Annotated in this window: 16 protein-coding genes; 3 read left to right on the top strand and 13 right to left on the bottom strand. The window is 41.4% G+C overall.

Annotated features, from left to right (window positions below):
* Positions 1 to 71: 71 nt before the first annotated feature.
* Positions 72 to 368 carry a Dabb family protein gene (locus ACFQ3S_RS10505; protein ID WP_377164096.1) on the bottom strand — a complete coding sequence of 99 codons (297 nt, stop codon included), beginning with the start codon at positions 366 to 368 and terminating at the stop codon, positions 72 to 74.
* A gap of 127 nt (positions 369 to 495) precedes the next feature.
* On the opposite strand from ACFQ3S_RS10505, the gene budA reads away from it, so the two are divergent.
* Positions 496 to 1,296, top strand: coding sequence for an acetolactate decarboxylase (gene budA, locus ACFQ3S_RS10500; RefSeq protein ID WP_377164094.1), 801 nt, complete (start codon positions 496 to 498; stop codon positions 1,294 to 1,296).
* Between the two features lie 8 nt (positions 1,297 to 1,304).
* Here budA and ACFQ3S_RS10495 read toward each other — a convergent pair whose 3' ends face one another.
* Positions 1,305 to 2,009, bottom strand: coding sequence for a hypothetical protein (locus ACFQ3S_RS10495; RefSeq protein ID WP_377164092.1), 705 nt, complete (start codon positions 2,007 to 2,009; stop codon positions 1,305 to 1,307).
* Positions 2,010 to 2,097: 88 nt separating this feature from the next.
* The gene (locus tag ACFQ3S_RS10490; protein WP_377164090.1) at positions 2,098 to 2,517 is read right to left on the bottom strand and encodes a DUF1801 domain-containing protein; all 420 of its coding nucleotides are present in this window, start codon (positions 2,515 to 2,517) and stop codon (positions 2,098 to 2,100) included.
* Positions 2,518 to 2,627: 110 nt separating this feature from the next.
* On the opposite strand from ACFQ3S_RS10490, the gene ACFQ3S_RS10485 reads away from it, so the two are divergent.
* Positions 2,628 to 3,500: a PfkB family carbohydrate kinase gene (locus tag ACFQ3S_RS10485; RefSeq protein ID WP_377164088.1), complete on the top strand. Its 873-nt coding sequence runs from the start codon at positions 2,628 to 2,630 to the stop codon at positions 3,498 to 3,500.
* A 6-nt stretch (positions 3,501 to 3,506) separates the two neighbouring features.
* On the opposite strand, the gene ACFQ3S_RS10480 is transcribed toward ACFQ3S_RS10485, so the two are convergent.
* From ACFQ3S_RS10480 to ACFQ3S_RS10465, 4 genes are all read right to left on the bottom strand, one after another.
* Positions 3,507 to 5,936, bottom strand: coding sequence for an AsmA family protein (locus tag ACFQ3S_RS10480; protein ID WP_377164086.1), 2,430 nt, complete (start codon positions 5,934 to 5,936; stop codon positions 3,507 to 3,509).
* Between the two features lie 111 nt (positions 5,937 to 6,047).
* Complete coding sequence (locus tag ACFQ3S_RS10475) at positions 6,048 to 7,181, bottom strand: zinc finger domain-containing protein (RefSeq protein ID WP_377164084.1); 1,134 nt, start codon at positions 7,179 to 7,181, stop codon at positions 6,048 to 6,050.
* Between the two features lie 20 nt (positions 7,182 to 7,201).
* On the bottom strand, positions 7,202 to 8,320 hold the full coding sequence (locus tag ACFQ3S_RS10470; RefSeq protein ID WP_377164082.1) for an SPFH domain-containing protein: 1,119 nt from the start codon (positions 8,318 to 8,320) through the stop codon (positions 7,202 to 7,204).
* Positions 8,321 to 8,414: 94 nt separating this feature from the next.
* Positions 8,415 to 8,903, bottom strand: coding sequence for a GNAT family N-acetyltransferase (locus ACFQ3S_RS10465; RefSeq protein WP_377164080.1), 489 nt, complete (start codon positions 8,901 to 8,903; stop codon positions 8,415 to 8,417).
* Between the two features lie 168 nt (positions 8,904 to 9,071).
* Here ACFQ3S_RS10465 and ACFQ3S_RS10460 point away from each other — a divergent pair, with 168 nt between their 5' ends.
* The gene (locus ACFQ3S_RS10460; RefSeq protein WP_377164078.1) at positions 9,072 to 10,451 is read left to right on the top strand and encodes a TolB family protein; all 1,380 of its coding nucleotides are present in this window, start codon (positions 9,072 to 9,074) and stop codon (positions 10,449 to 10,451) included.
* 172 nt (positions 10,452 to 10,623) lie between these two features.
* Here the strand turns inward: ACFQ3S_RS10460 and rplS are convergent, their stop codons facing one another.
* The 6 genes from rplS to ACFQ3S_RS10430 form a co-directional block, all read right to left on the bottom strand.
* Positions 10,624 to 10,971 (bottom strand): 50S ribosomal protein L19, encoded by a 348-nt coding sequence (gene rplS, locus ACFQ3S_RS10455; protein ID WP_377164076.1) that lies wholly within the window; start codon positions 10,969 to 10,971, stop codon positions 10,624 to 10,626.
* Between the two features lie 215 nt (positions 10,972 to 11,186).
* Positions 11,187 to 11,864 (bottom strand): tRNA (guanosine(37)-N1)-methyltransferase TrmD, encoded by a 678-nt coding sequence (gene trmD, locus ACFQ3S_RS10450; protein WP_377164074.1) that lies wholly within the window; start codon positions 11,862 to 11,864, stop codon positions 11,187 to 11,189.
* Positions 11,865 to 11,994: 130 nt separating this feature from the next.
* Positions 11,995 to 12,522 carry a ribosome maturation factor RimM gene (gene rimM / locus ACFQ3S_RS10445; protein ID WP_377164072.1) on the bottom strand — a complete coding sequence of 176 codons (528 nt, stop codon included), beginning with the start codon at positions 12,520 to 12,522 and terminating at the stop codon, positions 11,995 to 11,997.
* Between the two features lie 76 nt (positions 12,523 to 12,598).
* Positions 12,599 to 13,132 carry a 30S ribosomal protein S16 gene (locus tag ACFQ3S_RS10440; protein ID WP_377164070.1) on the bottom strand — a complete coding sequence of 178 codons (534 nt, stop codon included), beginning with the start codon at positions 13,130 to 13,132 and terminating at the stop codon, positions 12,599 to 12,601.
* A 630-nt stretch (positions 13,133 to 13,762) separates the two neighbouring features.
* Complete coding sequence (gene pfkA / locus ACFQ3S_RS10435; protein ID WP_377164068.1) at positions 13,763 to 14,740, bottom strand: 6-phosphofructokinase; 978 nt, start codon at positions 14,738 to 14,740, stop codon at positions 13,763 to 13,765.
* Positions 14,727 to 16,454 carry a protein-disulfide reductase DsbD family protein gene (locus ACFQ3S_RS10430; protein ID WP_377164066.1) on the bottom strand — a complete coding sequence of 576 codons (1,728 nt, stop codon included), beginning with the start codon at positions 16,452 to 16,454 and terminating at the stop codon, positions 14,727 to 14,729. Before ACFQ3S_RS10430 ends, pfkA begins: the two co-directional genes overlap by 14 nt.
* Between the last annotated feature and the right edge of the window lie 9 nt (positions 16,455 to 16,463).

Here is a 16,463-nt window from a genome sequence, read left to right as displayed (position 1 = left end):
TTAAGCCAAACATAGAACAGGCCTTTAACATTTAATTAAAGGCCTGTTCTATGTGGTGAATATGTTATTATTTATTGAGCGTCGTAGATGATCACTTTTTCAAAATAGATGCGGAAATCCTCTAAAAAAGCCAGGTGTAACGGATGTTCCTGGTAAATGTTATGCGCGTCTAAATCGTCGAAAAACACGATCAAGCTAAACGTGTAAGTAGTATCAACAACCGCGCGCTCAATAGGGGCCGGTGTACCAATGTGAAGGTTCTTTACTACTTCTACACCTTCTAAAGTTTGCAGGCTGGCGCGAAATGCCTCTTTTTGTTCGGCAGTAGTATCGGCTTTAAGCCAAAATAAAACGTGGTGAGCTATCATAATTTATATATTTTTTCAAATATATAAATAGCAGGGCAATGCCTGTAAGGAAAGTATATACAGGTTACCTATACAGTTGCCATAGTGAATAATAATGTATATTTATTTCGCTTAACCAATCCTTCCTATGAACCATCACAAAATTTTACCGCTGTTATTAATAACCACATTACTTTACCTAAGTGCACAGGCACAAAAGCTACCAATTACCAAAAGCAATACGTTGTTTACAGCCGGCCATGCAGGGGCATTTATTGGTGGTTTATACGATGGTTATTATACCTATAGCAAATTAAAACTGCACGGCAATTTTGGCTTGGGTGCCCCCGATAAGCTGGACGGCGAGTTACTCATTTTGGATAACCAGATCTACCAAACGCAAAGCTCCGGCAAAACCTTCAAAGTGAAAGACACCGAACTTACGCCGTTTGCCGTTGTCAATTTCTTTAAAGCCGATACAGTAATTCAAGCAACGGTTGCTATGGGTAAGGAGCAACTATATTCCTACCTGGATAGCGTTTTACCCAGACAAAACGGAATATATGCCATCCATATTAACGGTGAGTTTGGCACACTTAAAACAAGGGCCTTTCCGCCGGTAGCAAATAAGCCTTACCAACCGCTGGCCGACATGATCTCACTTCAGCATTTTTTCGGCTTTAGTACGATTAAAGGCGATTTAGTTGGGTATCGCATACCCGCACACATGGAAGGGCCAAACATCAGCGGCTACCACTTTCACTTTTTATCGGCCGATAAGCAAGGTGGCGGACATTTAATAGATTTGCTTACCGGTAAAATCACCATTGAAATAGATTATCTCGACAGCTTCACCGTAGACCTGCCACAAACCCATGCCTTTTATAACTTTGATTTTAAGAAAGATCGTCGCGACGAAGTTAAGCGTGTAGAAAATGGCAAGAACTGATGAAATTACTAATCTTCATCAGTATAAGGCTGCCCGCCGATAAAGATCATAGTATTAGTAGGCTTTGCCGGCGAACCAGACGCACCTAAAGCAAACGACTTTTTAACAACTTTGCCATCGTTATAAGTTAATGTGATCATATTACCGGTAATTTTATACGTACCATTGGCACTCGTACGCTTGCCTGCTGCAGCATTTGAGGTGGATATACCAGCATTCATTCCTTCGGTGAAGCGAGTGGCATCAACAAAGGCAATTTTGCTTATAGTGAGGGCGCTGGTGCCGTTTCCATAATCGCCTCCGCTGGCACGCTCGTAAACTCGCTTTAACTTAATAGCAGGTGTATAAGCGTAGGCCGGAAACCAATTACCTTCGCCCAATTTATAATCATTCGACTCGCTTTTGTAGTTAGTTAAGTAGAACGTGGCACCCTGCTTTTTCCATGTACCCCAAGCTTTTGGATATTTACTTTTTGCGGTGGCTAAGTTTATGGTTTCGAGCGGATCTTCCCCTATTTCGTAGTATTCCCCGTTCTTAAATAGCACTACCAACTCAAAGGTAATAGCTGCGGGATACCCGCTAATGGCCCTAAAATACCAACCTGCAACAGCAGGAGCGACAACGATGTGGTTTGAAGAACCAGCTTTACCGTACGACAGAGAAACTGATGTTAACAGTATAAATAAAGCGATAAGGTGATTTTTAGCTTTCATCTGCTTTTGCGTGTTAAATAATATATTAGTTTTAGTAACTATTTATTATCAACAAACTCCCTGCAATTTTGTGCGAAAAATATTAAATTTATCCATCAATAAGCTTAAGCCATTCTAAAATAACCTGCTGCAATTGCTGTGCTTTAGCTTTCAGATCATCTATATCACTAATACTTACCATACGGCGGCCATCGGTATAATTGCCTTCCAGTATGGGCGAAACATCCTTTACTTTTATACCGGTTGGAAAAACGAGCAATACCTGGTTTTTACGATTAATGTTCACTACTACAATATCGCGCTTGTATTCTTTAGGATCGAAAGGCTGCATAGCGCCAGTATAGAAAAAGCTGGGCGAGTTCCATTTGATATGCTCACCAATAGCAGGATGATCGGTACTTAATATCACCTGCCTTGTGTTTTCAACTAATTCGGCCAGTGGCTGATCGAACTTCTGTATATGAGCGGTTACACCGGTAGCATCGTTAACATCTTTAGCTTTGGCCATCGTTATATATGATCATTAAAGATATTAATTCCTTTAATCATATAACAATTACATTACCTTAAACCTTACCTAACAAAGTATATTTGCGGTTTTAAATTTTACTATTAACCATGTATAACATTTGCTGCATAGGCCACATTACATTAGATAAAGTTGTAAACAGCAATGGCTCCGTGCACATGGCGGGTGGTACATCGTATTACTTTTCTAAAGCCTTGCGCCACATGAACGTAAGTTATAGCTTGGTTACCTCACTTGCTCAAAGCGAAATGCAGGTAGCTGATGAACTGCGCAATCAAGGCATAACAGTTAAAGCGTTTATCAGCACTCACTCCGTATATTTTGAAAACATCTATAGCGATAACCAGGATCATCGCACCCAGCGGGTGTTACAAAAAGCTGATGCTTTTACTATAGAACAATTAAATGATGTGGAGGCGGAAGTTTTTCACTTAGGTCCATTATTAGCAGACGATATATCGCCCGATGTGGTTAGTTACTTAGCTACCAAAGGCAAGATCTCTTTAGATGTGCAAGGTTACCTGCGGAAGGTACAAGGCTATGAGGTGTGTGCTGTTGACTGGTCAAATAAAAGAGAAACTCTGCGCTACGTACATATTTTAAAAGCCAACGATCACGAATTGGAAGTACTTACGGGCACTAATGATACACATAAAGGCGCTCAAATACTGGCCAGCTGGGGTGTAAAGGAAGTGGTAGTAACCCTGGGCGGTATGGGTTCTGTAATTTATGCCGAAGGCATTTTTTACACCATACCTGCTTACAAGCCATCGGCGGTTGTGGATGCCACCGGTTGTGGAGACACTTACATGGCAGGTTACCTGTATCAGCGCAATAAAGGTGCTGGCATACAACAAGCTGGTGAGTTTGCCGCTGCTATGGCATCTTTAAAGATCCAGGCATTGGGGCCGTTTAATGGTAATGGGCAAACTGTAACGGACTTTTTAGCAATGCAAAACTAACCGTACTTATTTACGATCTTTGTTCCATCCTATTTTGATTTTGCCGTTCTCATCATCTTTAGCAGCTAAGTGCAACACAATGCCTTTAAATCTGCGCTTGTTCAACTCCTCCTTATCGGTTATATCTTCATCTTTTTTGGGGTTTCTTAAAGGAATATCGAACGCAATATTGGTTCCTTTAGTTAAACCGTAAACGCCGGCAATATCAGCATTCAACACACTTGAATTTAGCTGCATAGGATTAATGATGATCTTATCTCCACGCAGGTCAAATCTTGCATCCAGCTTGGGTATCTCGATATTCTTCAGGTCACGGAAAGGGAAGGCGAATTTACCCACCTTAATCAGTGGATCATAATTTAACAATGCACCATTACGCAAGCTGATATTCACCACACCGTTAACAGACCGGGGCACTAAGTTACCCTGATCGGTTATGCCCCCGTTAATATTGGTTTTGGCCGATAGATAGCCCTTCAAATTTTCATGCCTGATGCCCTTTAATCCAAAATCATCGAACGAATAAAAGAACTCACGGATATCTACATTAGTTACCGTTGTGTTTAACGTGAATTTGTTTAATGATTTACCCTGCAACAGCTTACCGCTTAATTGCAGCGAACCACCGGCATGTTTTACGCCGATGTTTTTAATAATTATACCATCAGAAGACGTGAGCAGATCGGCCTGTACATTAGTGGCTAAAAACTTTTTATAATATACTTTGGCTACTTCCATGTGCATTTCGGCATTGCCTTTTTCCAGTACATTGCTCAGCTGATCTACCACGTTACCGCTATTAGCACGGGTTGCATTAGAAGTTTTGGCTTGCTGCCTCGCATTTAAAAAGCCTAAAAATTCGGCCAGCCTCAATTCGGGGCTTTTAATTTGCCAGGTTAGCAAAATCTTTTCGGGAGCGCTGTAATACAAATTTAAAAAATTATTTACCCTACCCTCCATCATCACAATACTACGACCGCTTTGCAAACGGATATTATTCAATACCAAGTCATTACCTACAAAATTGAGCGATATAGAAGTATTGCTTAACGACAGGTTACGGGGTAGGTATTTAAAACTGGCGTTACGGAAATTAATTGTACCGCCAATAACCGGTTTATTCAGCTTATAATCTACAATATCGGCTTTATAACGCAGGTTTACGTTGGCCTTTCCATTACTAAATTTGGCAATATCGCTGCCCAGCATATAGTTTAAATTAACCAGTGGAAAGTTCGATTTAAAGTTACCGGTGGCTATAGGTTTCTCTAAATTAATAATGCTGCCGGTATCAATTACAAAAGGCAAATGGTTATACCGGCCTGTAAACTTAAACAAGCGTATAGCCGAATTGGAATCTACAAAGCCTTTATCCTTTATAAAACTATTGGTAAAAACAGCGTCGAAATTACAGCTGTCAATACTTGCCCCCGGTATAGTTAAAGTATTATTCCTGATCTTCCCTTTAACAATAATAGATGGGTCACCACCGTCCAGGCTACCTGCAATGGTAGCATTTATGCCCATAGGTTTAACTATATTAAACTTGTTTAACGTTTTGGAAATATTAGCTGCCACCAGCGCAGAAGCACGTCGCCAAAGTATCTCATTGGCCACTACGTTTATGGAAAACAGGGTTTCTTTGCCTGAGGTATTAAACAGGGCATTAATAATAAAAGGATCTTCACCAATGGTAAAGTTTTTAGAGACGATACTGATTTTTCCGCTGTCTTGGTTATACCCGGCTATCATTTGTCCGGCCAGCACTTTGTTTTTTATAAAACTACCCTTATCGGTATTAAAAGCCATACTTTTAGCCACTACGTTTAATTGCAGATCGGCATGCCAGCCCGAATCGGGGTAATTCATTTTACTCGCCAGCCTATTAATATTAAACTGAAATAGTTTATTATTCTTTTGGTTGTTAACCGCAAAACTTACGTTGTTCAATACAATTCTTCCAAACTCTGCCGAACTACCACCGCCATTATCGGCTTCTTTTTTAGGTGTTTTGTCTTTCTTTTTAAAAATAGAGGTATTGCTGTAACCCGTACTATCCTTATACAAATCAATTGCGGCATTACTAATTTCAATATTGCTGATGCGTATTACACCACGCAGTAAAGCTGCCGTGTTAATTGATACGTCGAAATCTTTAGCCCGCAACAAGGTATGGCGGTGTTTGGCCCAGTGCTTGTCTTGCATCTGTACGTTTTTTAATGAAACCGATATGCCCGGGAAACCCTTAAAAAAAGCAGTTTCCATGTCACCTATAGTTAGCTTACCATCAAGGTTCTTATTGAGTGTTGAAGTTATTAAGGAAAGTACTTTAGCCTTGTTGGTGTTAATATAAATAAACAACCCTACAGAAAGTAACAGGAACAGCAGCACAACAGCTGCTAAAACTTTTATTATAATTTTTAACCACTTAGGCATTTTTGAAAGTATTTATATTAAAAGGCTTGAAACGGCCTTTTGTTTTTACGTACACTAACGCCTTGTAATTTAACCTGATGAATTTGACAGTTAAGCAAAACTTTGGGTTAACTATCCCCCATTATGATCTTGTGCATTAGCTATTATTATAAAAATCGCCGTAATTAATATCAATACCAAAATTATGGCTAACACAATTTTTATAATACTATAAGGCCGCTTGCCTATTACCTCGCCCGTACAGGCATTAACTGTAAACTGAAAAACCTTATTATTATAACTGTAGGCGCTTACCCAAACCGGCAGCATTACATATTTAATAGCTACGTTATTATACCGGCTATTAAAGCTTTCAATTCTTTGCTCATCCCCGCTTATATCATTTTCAATGGCATTTTTTATAGTGATCTCCATAATACTTTTCGCAGTTTCAAATCCCTTCTCTGGATCAATCTGAAATGTTTCGGCACTAAAACCGCTAATGTAACGCTCATCATAGCTTAACAGCTTGTTAAAATTCCAGGGACCAAGCTCGGTAAGCGTTTGTTGGGGTAAGGATTTACTGGCCGGCACAGTAACATCGTTAAACGAACAATTCACGGTCCCGGAGGCGTAGCTCCACCTGGTATGCCGCACTCTCTTGGTTCTGGTTTCCTGCCTGCCGTTTACAGTTTCGGTGTAAGTTTCAGTTTCGTAATAATAATCTCCACGCTGGCCGGTATAATTGGTTATAGCTTCACAATCGTATGTCCAGTAAGGCATATACACGCCCTTCAAGGCCGCATTTGCTTCCACCTTTTTAATCAGGTTGTTAGGCGCAAACCATAATCCGGCTAACCAATCCTTGAAGCTTTTTACGGCAGCCTTTTCATCTAAGATAAATGGCAATATATAATGTGGTTTAACAATACCCTTGTTATATGACAGTTCGAGCACTAACGGCGCGGTACAAAAAGCGCACTTCTCGGCGGTACTATTTTCCTGCAAGTTAGTTTCCGAACCACACTGGCTGCATTTAACAACTTTTAGCTCGTTATTAACCAAAACCGTATTTACAGAGGCAACAAAAGTGTCATAGTCAATAGATGCTACTATGCCGTTTGTTTCTACCGGTACAATTTCGTTGGCTACATCACAATACTGGCATTTGAGGCTGTTGGTACCCGGAGCAAAATGCAGTATGGCACCACAGCCTTTGCAGGTTAAAGAGTTTTTAATAACTGCTGCTTCGCCGGCAGGTTTCATATCTATAAGTTAAGCCGCTATTAAACTTGTGGTAATGGCGGAGGTGTGTTGTTAAACAAGTCGGCCAGTTCCGGCACTTCGGCAGCAATTACCCAGGTAGCCATTCCCTTCTTCCATACCATGCTGGTAGCGTTTACAGAGCTTTCCGCTATCATTTTGTTTAATACCTGCAAACTGTGCGGCCCTTCCGAGTTTCCGTTAACGGCTACAAAGTACTGCTCGCTTACCGGTAACGGTGGCGGGATGTTGGTGTTAGCTGCATTAGGATCGAAATGATTTTGCTGAAACACATTGCCTACCTGCCCCATCATGGCTGCACCTACGCCCAGGCCCATCCCAGCCGCACCTAAATTTCCGCCGATACTATTCTCGGCCGATTTTTCGATAGCATTAGCCGCCTGGTATTGTGCAAAAGCACCCAGGTTACCCACAATACCCATTCCGCTGCGTTTATCTAAAACTTCTTCAACTTCGGGTGGTAACGAAATATTTTCTACCATTAATGTGGTAAGCTCTAAGCCAAGCCCGGTATAATCAGGCTGTATCTTATTTTTGATGAGTGCAGATACTTCATCGTAGTTAGCAGCCAGGTCGAGTATCGGAATTTTTGACGCGGCAACCTCATCCATACCACGCGAAACAATAGTATTGCGCAGCTGCTCATTAATATCATCTACCGTGTAGCTGGAATTGGTAGAAGATAACTCCAGTAAAAACTGCTTGGCATTATTTATACGAAAGCTAAATGTGCCAAAAGCCCGTAAACGCACCGGGCCAAACTCGGCATCGCGTATCATCACCGGATTTTTAGTTCCCCATTTTTGATTGGTGAATTGGCGGGTACTCACAAAAAACACATCTGCTTTAAACGGACTGTTAAACCCGTACTTCCAGCTTTCCAGCGTGGTCATAATAGGCATATTTTGCGTGGTAAGCTCATACATACCGGGCGTAAACACATCGGCTATTTTTCCTTCGTTCATAAAAATAGCCACCTGCGATTCACGCACGGTTAGCTTGGCACCCATTTTTATGGCATTATCATACCGGGGAAATTTCCATAACAGGGTGTCATGAGTCGAGTCTTGCCATTCAATAATATCAATAAACTCACCCAATAGCTTTTTGAAAAAATCCATATCCGTTGAAGTAAAATAATCAATTCAATTATTCACTAAAAATGGAAATTAAGTATTAAAAAACAAACCGGTTCCATGAAATATATTGTTATAATTATTGCAGTGAAAGATTCATTTGAATGTTGCACCGCTCGTAAGGCGAAGCCACACCGGTAATTTTTTTGAAACCTAATTTATAGTACAAACTAATGGCCGGTATTAGTAGGGTGTTACTTTCCAGGTAAAGCTTTTTTGCACCTACCTGACGGGCTTTTTCTATAATGGCATTGCCCAATAACCAGCCTATCCCTTTACCTTGAGCCTCCGGCAATACCGCCATTTTTGCCAGTTCAAAAGTATCATTATCCATTTTAATGAGCGCACACGCACCTACCGGCACTCCCTGGTACAGCGCTATCGAAATATAATCTCCCCTATTCAATATATATTCCTGCGGATGATCGAGTGATTTATAATCCGAGGCTTCCATTTTAAAGTACCGGGTGATCCATTCTTCATTGAGCTTTTTAAAGTCCTGCTGATAAGCCGGGATAAAATCTACAATTTCAACCTCATTGTTTTCACGTGGCTGCATTTTATTCATAAAAAAAATTTAACAGTCAAATTTACAGGTAATACCAGTAACCTGTACCATCCTGTATGATAGTTGCTCCTTAGGTTTAAATGGTAGTTTAGTACCACCAATTAATAACACGTAATTTCCGTAAGTTAGTTTATAACACTTATACAGGGAATATCATTAAAATCTAACATGATGAAATTAAATTCTTATTTATGTATAGCTGTTGCTATTGGTAGCAGCCTCTTATTCACGCCCTCTTTACAAGCGCAAATTGGAAAGCGGTTCCCTTCGGAACGAAAAATAGTGAAAGACCCGGTTACGGGCACCATGCTTACCTTTTTAACAAGTACACCGGCAGGCGACAGCAAGATCTATCAAACGCATCCGCAATGGACATCAGACGGGCAATGGCTGGTATTTCGCTCTAACCGCGCCAAAGGAGAAGCCATTGCTGTAAACGAGAAGAACGGAGATATGGTGCAAATTACCGAAGGTGGTTATACCGGCATGCTTAACCTTGCCCGTAAAAACATGAAACTGTATTTGATGCGCAACACAGGCCCTGTTACCGAAGGCCCGCGCCGTGGCGGTGCTTTACAGGTGGTGGAGGTTGATTTAACCAAAGTATTGGCTGATAGTAAAGCGGGTAAAATGCAGCCCGCAACAACTTACCAACGCGTTTGCGGAACCATACCTGCTGAAATGGGTGCCGGTGGTGATATGGCTTTAGACGCCAATGAAGACCAGGTTTATTTCCATGTGGGCAGAGTAGAGGCCGGAAAGCATTTAGCACCCGGTGCCAAAATAGATTCGGCTTTTGGTCCGCGTAAAATGGGGGCCGGGCCAAACGGGCTGGCCTCTATGAATGTAAAAACAGGCGATATACGATACATAACCTCGGTACCTTTTCAAATTGGCCACATACAGGTGAATCCCTGGGTACCGGGCGAAATTATTTTTTGCTGGGAAACGGGCGGCAAATCGCCGCAACGTACCTGGACGATTAAAGCAGATGGTACTGGTTTACGCCCACTATACCCTGAGGCCACTTACGAGTGGGTAACTCACGAAGCGGTAATAACCCCCGACGAAGTAGCCATTGCCATTATGGGACACCGCAAAGTACCGGGCACCGAAGCACCAGCCGTAGCGGGCACAGCAGTAGGCGGCGCAAACCCAGGACAAGAAAGTGCATGGGGACCATCGGGTACGCGTGAAAAACCAACCGGTTTAGGTATTGTAAACCTGCGTACCCGCGAAATGACTATTGCAGGGCAAACTCCCAGCGGCAGCGGTTTATGGCATGTAGGCGGCTCTAAAGACGGGCGTTGGGCGGTAGGCGATGATTTTTCGCGAAGCGTTTATTTGATAGATCGGCATACCAGTGAGATGATGATGCTCTCCACCGGGCATAAATCCACCGCAGCAGATCACCCCCACCCTACATTTAGCCCCGATGGCACACGTGTAGAGATCCAATCGGCCATGTTATCGGCCGACAATAAATCGATGAATATTTGTATAATACCGGTGCCTGATGCCTGGCTGAAACGGACTTACAATAAATAATTGCAAAAACCATGGCATAAGATAACCATGTGGCAATAATTTACTGCCGGTATAATCTCACTAAAAACATTACATTCAATAAGCCAAAAAAAATCCCGGCAACAAAAGTGTTACCGGGATTTTACATAATGCCTTATGATGGCCTCGAATAAAAGACGTTACAAAAAAAGACTTAAACGCGTTTTGATTTGATACGTGCAGCTTTACCGGTAAGTTCGCGTAAGTAATATAACTTAGCACGACGCACTTTACCGCGGCTATTTACTTCAATTTTATCAATGTTTGGAGAATTGACGGGGAATATACGCTCAACACCAATACCGTTAGATACTTTACGTACGGTAAATGTTTCGTTGTTACCTGTGCTGTTACGCTGAATAACTACACCCTGGTATAGCTGAACGCGTTCTTTGCTACCTTCTCTAATTTTATAGTGTACAGTAACAGTATCGCCTGATTTGAACACAGGTAGCTGCCTTTTTTCTGCTGACTGCTCTTCAACAAATTTTACTAAATCCATGATTTTAAGCTCTTAAAGCGATTTTTAGCCCGTAAAAATCGGATTGCAATAATAGGGAAAATTTTAAACAAATAAAAACCATTTTGAAAAAAGATTTTAAATGATCTGAGGATGTGCAAATATGCTGATGTGCAGATTAAGCACCACTTATTGGCTCCTTACCAATCCATTTAATCATCTGCACATCTGCATATCCTCGCATTTGCACATCTACCCTACTCCTCTAACAGATCGGGCCGGCGCTGGCGGGTACGTTCTACGGCTTGTTCAAAACGCCATTTTTCAATTTCAGGCGTGTTGCCACTCAATAATATATCGGGCACGCGGTGGCCCTTCCAGTCGGCCGGGCGGGTATATAGCGGTGCATCCAGTAACCCATCCTGAAAAGAATCGGATAGTGCCGAAGTTTCGTCAGACAGTACACCTGGTATCAGCCTCACTACGGCGTCTACCAGCACCGCAGCGGCCAGTTCACCACCCGAAAGTACATAGTCGCCTATGGAGATCTCACGCGTTACGTAAAGATCGCGGATGCGTTGATCAATCCCTTTGTAATGCCCGCATAAAACCATCACATTTTGCAGGCTTGACATTTGATTGGCGATCTGCTGGTTCAACGTTTCTCCATCAGGACTCATAAAGATTACCTCATTATATGTACGCTCGCTTTTCAGCTTCTCTATACAAACTGCAAATGGCTCAATAGTCATTACCATACCGCTGCCGCCACCATACGGATAATCATCCACGCTTTTTTGCTTATGGGTAGAGTATTCGCGCAGGTTATGTACATATATTTCGGCTATACCTTTTTTTTGAGCCCGCTGCAAAATAGAATGAGCAAAAGGGCTATCGAGCAAGCCTGGCAGTACGGTGATTATATCGAAACGCATAATTATTATAATTAGAATACAGAGTATAGAATCAAGAATACAGACAATACTTTGCATATTATAAGAATATAGAATAAAGTTACCGAATAGAGAATTTTCTATCTTGACTCTTGATTCTGTACTCTTTCCTTTATCCTTCCAGATACACATCCAGCAAACCATCCGGCAAGGCCAGGTATATCTCGCCGCCTTCTACATCAATGCCTTTAATAAATTCAGCATTCAAAGGAAACAGCACTTCCCGGTTTTTATAATGCACGGATGCTATAATTTGCTGCGGATATTCTATCACTTCGGTGATTTCGCCCAGTTCTCCATGGTTTTCGTCAATAGCTATAAAACCTTGCAGATCCATTAATGTAAATTCATTTTCGTCTTTCACCGGCTTCAACTTATTGGGCAGATACAAATCTTTTTTAACCAGCAGTGAAGCCTTATCAATATGATCTACTTCCTCTAAAACCAGGTAAGCGGTGTTAGTCATAGGGTATTTAATAGTGCTCACAAAGTACGGAACCAGCTTACCGGCCACCTCAAAAAATACCGCAGTAAATTCAATGTTTTCCAGCCCGTCAAAATCAACGTAAACCTGCAGCTCACCTTTTAAGCCGCGGGTTTTGGTAACGGTACCTACCCTAAAATAATCTTCTGTTTTCATTTAAGTAATGTCTGTAAACAACAATAGCGAAGCACCGATAAGGTGGCTTCGCTATTGCATGTAAAGTATTTTTAAATTACTCAGCTGTTTCGGTAGATTCAGTTGCTTCAGTACCTTCTTCGGTTGCAGGAGTTTCTTCTTCAACGGCTACAGGAGCATTTTTAGCAGCAATAGCTGCGGCTCTGTCTTCTTTCTTCTTAGCTTCGGCAAGTAAAGCAGCTTTACGGATCTCTTGTTTACTGCTGGTTAAAGTTTCTTTTTTACCAGAAATTTTTCCATCTTTTTGCTCTGTCCACGCAGTGAATTTTTCATCAGCTTGTTCTTGAGTTAAAGCGCCTTTTTTAACACCACCTTGTAAGTGTTTTTTGTATAACACACCTTTGTATGACAGGATAGCACGGCAAGTGTCAGTTGGCTGAGCACCGTTATCAACCCATTCAAAAGTTTTGTCAAAATTAATATCGATAGTAGCCGGATTAGTGTTTGGGTTATATGAACCTAAACGCTCAATAAAACGCCCGTCACGTGGTGCGCGGGCATCTGCCACTACGATGTAGTAAAAAGGTTTTCCTTTTTTACCGTGTCTTTGCAATCTGATTTTAGTTGCCATTTTTTCTTCTTGTTATGTATTCAACATGTCCCCCGGAGTCCTTTCTGCGGGGATGCAAAGATAGAAATTATTTGTAAAATAAAAAACACAGGCAGTAATAATATTCTGATGCAACATATATGAGGCATTTATTTGCTGGCTTTAGCAAGTATAACTAATAATAACACAAAGGTAGGCGCTAATATGGCTGCTGTATAACCTACACCGCCCTCTAAGAAATAGTACCCTGTAGTACGCCTTTTTAGGTTTTATTATATGCAGATCCTCTAAAAGCGCCAACATAAATTGAATCAGATAAAAGTAAACTATCTCTTACCAGGTATTTATTGGGCTTAAATAAATCGGAGTAATATTGGTCTTATCTTTTTTGAATTAATTAAACGCAGCTTTTGTTAAACTTAATTTTTTGACATCATAGAGAGCAATTTTAACAATCGAATCGTTTCTCATTTGAGCTTTTGTTTCAACCATTACTAAATCAATACTATTAAACTGACTATCAAGCCTTTAAGCATTATGCAATGTAACTATTATTTTAAACAGAATATACAATTTAGCGGTAAAACAAAAGGAAAAGGCCAGAAGTTATTAAGTTTCCCGGCCTTTTGTAAATTGAAAATATCTCTTCTATTATAAAGACAATATATCTACAATTCTTAACAAGTTCGCATCAACCTCGGCGTTATGTTTTATCGCACTCTCGAACGGGGTATAGGCAATTTGCTGATTTATGATACCTATCATTTCGTGGCTATGACCATGCATTAAAGCTTCAACTGCTGCCACACCTACACGGCTGGCCAGTACCCTATCCATACAAGTGGGATGACCTCCACGCTGCATGTGCCCTAATACCGATACGCGGGTATCATAATTAGGGTATTTTTCTTTGATTAAGCGACCAATTTCAAATGCACCACCCGCTTCTTCACCTTCCGCTACAATTAATATCTTAGATGATTTATCCCTGCGGCCTTGCTCTAAACGGTGGTAAAGGGCTTCAATATTAGTTTTTGTTTCGGGGATCAATATAGCTTCGGCGCCCGATGCAATGCCGGTACGCAGGGCAATTAAACCCGAATCGCGACCCATTACCTCTACAATAAATAAGCGATCATGCGATTCGGCCGTATCACGGATTTTATCCACCGCTTCCACAACCGTATTAATGGCAGTATCGTAACCAATGGTAAAATCGGTACCCTGCAAATCATTATCAATAGTGCCCGGCAAACCTACAATAGGAATACCGAACTCGTTACTGAAAACTTTGGCACCTGTAAAAGTACCATCGCCGCCAATACCCACAAGCGCATCAACCCCGTACCTTTTTAATTGTTTAAACGCCTTCTGTCGACCTTCGGGAGTCCTGAACTCATCGCTACGGGCCGTTTTAAGAATGGTACCGCCACGCTGTACAATATTGGCTACCGATTTGCGGTCCATAGGGAACAAATCGCCGGTGATCATACCTTCGTAGCCCCGACGTATGCCCGTAACTTCGAGGTTATAATATAATGCCGTTCGTACTACGGCACGTATAGCGGAGTTCATGCCCGGTGAATCGCCACCTGATGTATAAACACCTATGTTTTTAATTTCTGCCATTGTTTTTCTCATAGGCGGCTTTGCCGCTGTCTAAAAACTCAATATAATTTTGTACGCTGTAATTAGCGCCCTGGGGTGGTACTAACACCTCTCCCTTAGCGTTTACAATAACGTAATATGGCTGCGAATTTACATTAAATTTTGAAGCTTCAAAGTCGCTCCATTTATTACCTATTGTTTTAATTTTTTTACCGCTGAATTTAGAAACAACTTGCTCGCCGGCAGGCAATTCTGTTTTTTCATCAACGTACAATTCCAATAAAATAAAATCGTTAGCTAAACGCTTGTGTACTTCTTTATCGCTCCATACATCGGCCTCCATTTTGCGGCAATTGGCACAGTTCCATCCGGTAAAATCAATTAATATAGGTTTATTAAGCTCTTTTGATACCTGTAGCGCCTGGTCAAAATCGTACCATTCGTTAAAACCCGCATGCTTACCATTTACAAATAGTTTCTCGTTCTTTTTTTGAACGATAGATCCCTTTTGCTCGGGGGCAGCATCGGCAACCTCGGTTAAATTGGTCAGGTTAAAATCCTGTGTGGCGGTTGGCGGTAAAAACCCGCTGATGGATTTAAGTGGCGCACCCCATAAACCGGGTACCATGTACACTACAAAGGCAAAAACTATCACTGCAAAAAACGTGCGCGGAACTGATAGATAAGGCAAATCGCTATCATGCGAAAACTTGATCTTACCGATGAGGTATAAAAATAAAAATATACCTAAAGCTATCCATAAAGACAAGAATACTTCACGGTCAAACCAGTTCCAATGGTAAGCCAAATCAACATTCGACAAAAATTTAAGCGCAAAACCCAGTTCCAAAAAGCCCAATACTACTTTTACGCTGTTCAACCAACCACCCGATTTAGGCAGCGATTTTAGTAACGACGGGAACAAAGCAAATATAGTAAACGGGATAGCCAGCGCTAACGAAAATCCGAACATACCCAAAGCAGGTGCCAGTCTTTCACCCTTTGATGCAGCTTCTACCAGTAAAGTACCAATAATTGGGCCGGTGCATGAAAATGACACCACTACCAGTGTAGCAGCCATAAAAAACAAGCCGGCCATACCGCCTTTATCTGAGTTTTGATCGAGCTTATTAGCAAGCGAACTGGGCAATGTTAATTCGAAAGCACCTAAAAACGATGCTCCAAAAACAATGAGCAGCAAAAAGAAGAACATATTAAATACACCATTGGTGGCTAAAGCGTTCAACGCGTCCGAACCGAAAATGAGCGTAATTAAAAAACCTAATGTTACATATATGATAATAATAGAGACGCCATAAATAATGGAATGCCAGATTCCCTTACTGCGCGAACCTGCCTTTTTAGTAAAAAAACTGACAGTTAATGGCAACAATGGATAAATACAAGGCATTAACAATGCTGCAAAACCACCTACTAAGCCGGCAATAAATATTTGCCAAAGTGTTTTGGGTTGCTCTGCATCTTTGGTTGCCACGGCGCCCGCGGTTTTAATGGAAGTTGGTTTGGCAGTTACCGAATCGGCAGCCCTGGCAACTTTAGCACTATCGGTGGTAACGGCTGGTTTAACATCGGTAAATTCCAGATCGGCAGTTGAAACCGTATCGGTAGTTTGGGCAACACCTGCAGTTACAGGTTCTGCAGATAGAAATACGCTAAATACAATAATAATAGCCAGCATAAACGAGTATGCTGGCTTGATAGATAATAAATTCATTTTATAATG

It is taken from the genome of Mucilaginibacter terrae (assembly GCF_042679325.1).
Lineage (GTDB): Bacteria > Bacteroidota > Bacteroidia > Sphingobacteriales > Sphingobacteriaceae > Mucilaginibacter > Mucilaginibacter terrae.
Note: the sequence above shows the minus strand (reverse complement) of the source record. Positions and strands in the feature narration are given on the sequence as shown.

Coding starts and splice junctions, on each gene's coding strand:
- ACFQ3S_RS10475 (WP_377164084.1), bottom strand. CDS start 7,181: ATGAAACCTGCCGGCGAAGCAGCAGTTATTAAAAACTCTTTAACCTGC.
- trmD (WP_377164074.1), bottom strand. CDS start 11,864: ATGCGTTTCGATATAATCACCGTACTGCCAGGCTTGCTCGATAGCCCT.
- ACFQ3S_RS10480 (WP_377164086.1), bottom strand. CDS start 5,936: ATGCCTAAGTGGTTAAAAATTATAATAAAAGTTTTAGCAGCTGTTGTG.
- ACFQ3S_RS10485 (WP_377164088.1), top strand. CDS start 2,628: ATGTATAACATTTGCTGCATAGGCCACATTACATTAGATAAAGTTGTA.
- ACFQ3S_RS10505 (WP_377164096.1), bottom strand. CDS start 368: ATGATAGCTCACCACGTTTTATTTTGGCTTAAAGCCGATACTACTGCC.
- ACFQ3S_RS10430 (WP_377164066.1), bottom strand. CDS start 16,454: ATGAATTTATTATCTATCAAGCCAGCATACTCGTTTATGCTGGCTATT.
- ACFQ3S_RS10490 (WP_377164090.1), bottom strand. CDS start 2,517: ATGGCCAAAGCTAAAGATGTTAACGATGCTACCGGTGTAACCGCTCAT.
- rimM (WP_377164072.1), bottom strand. CDS start 12,522: ATGAAAACAGAAGATTATTTTAGGGTAGGTACCGTTACCAAAACCCGC.
- rplS (WP_377164076.1), bottom strand. CDS start 10,971: ATGGATTTAGTAAAATTTGTTGAAGAGCAGTCAGCAGAAAAAAGGCAG.
- ACFQ3S_RS10460 (WP_377164078.1), top strand. CDS start 9,072: ATGATGAAATTAAATTCTTATTTATGTATAGCTGTTGCTATTGGTAGC.
- ACFQ3S_RS10495 (WP_377164092.1), bottom strand. CDS start 2,009: ATGAAAGCTAAAAATCACCTTATCGCTTTATTTATACTGTTAACATCA.
- ACFQ3S_RS10470 (WP_377164082.1), bottom strand. CDS start 8,320: ATGGATTTTTTCAAAAAGCTATTGGGTGAGTTTATTGATATTATTGAA.
- pfkA (WP_377164068.1), bottom strand. CDS start 14,740: ATGGCAGAAATTAAAAACATAGGTGTTTATACATCAGGTGGCGATTCA.
- ACFQ3S_RS10440 (WP_377164070.1), bottom strand. CDS start 13,132: ATGGCAACTAAAATCAGATTGCAAAGACACGGTAAAAAAGGAAAACCT.
- budA (WP_377164094.1), top strand. CDS start 496: ATGAACCATCACAAAATTTTACCGCTGTTATTAATAACCACATTACTT.
- ACFQ3S_RS10465 (WP_377164080.1), bottom strand. CDS start 8,903: ATGAATAAAATGCAGCCACGTGAAAACAATGAGGTTGAAATTGTAGAT.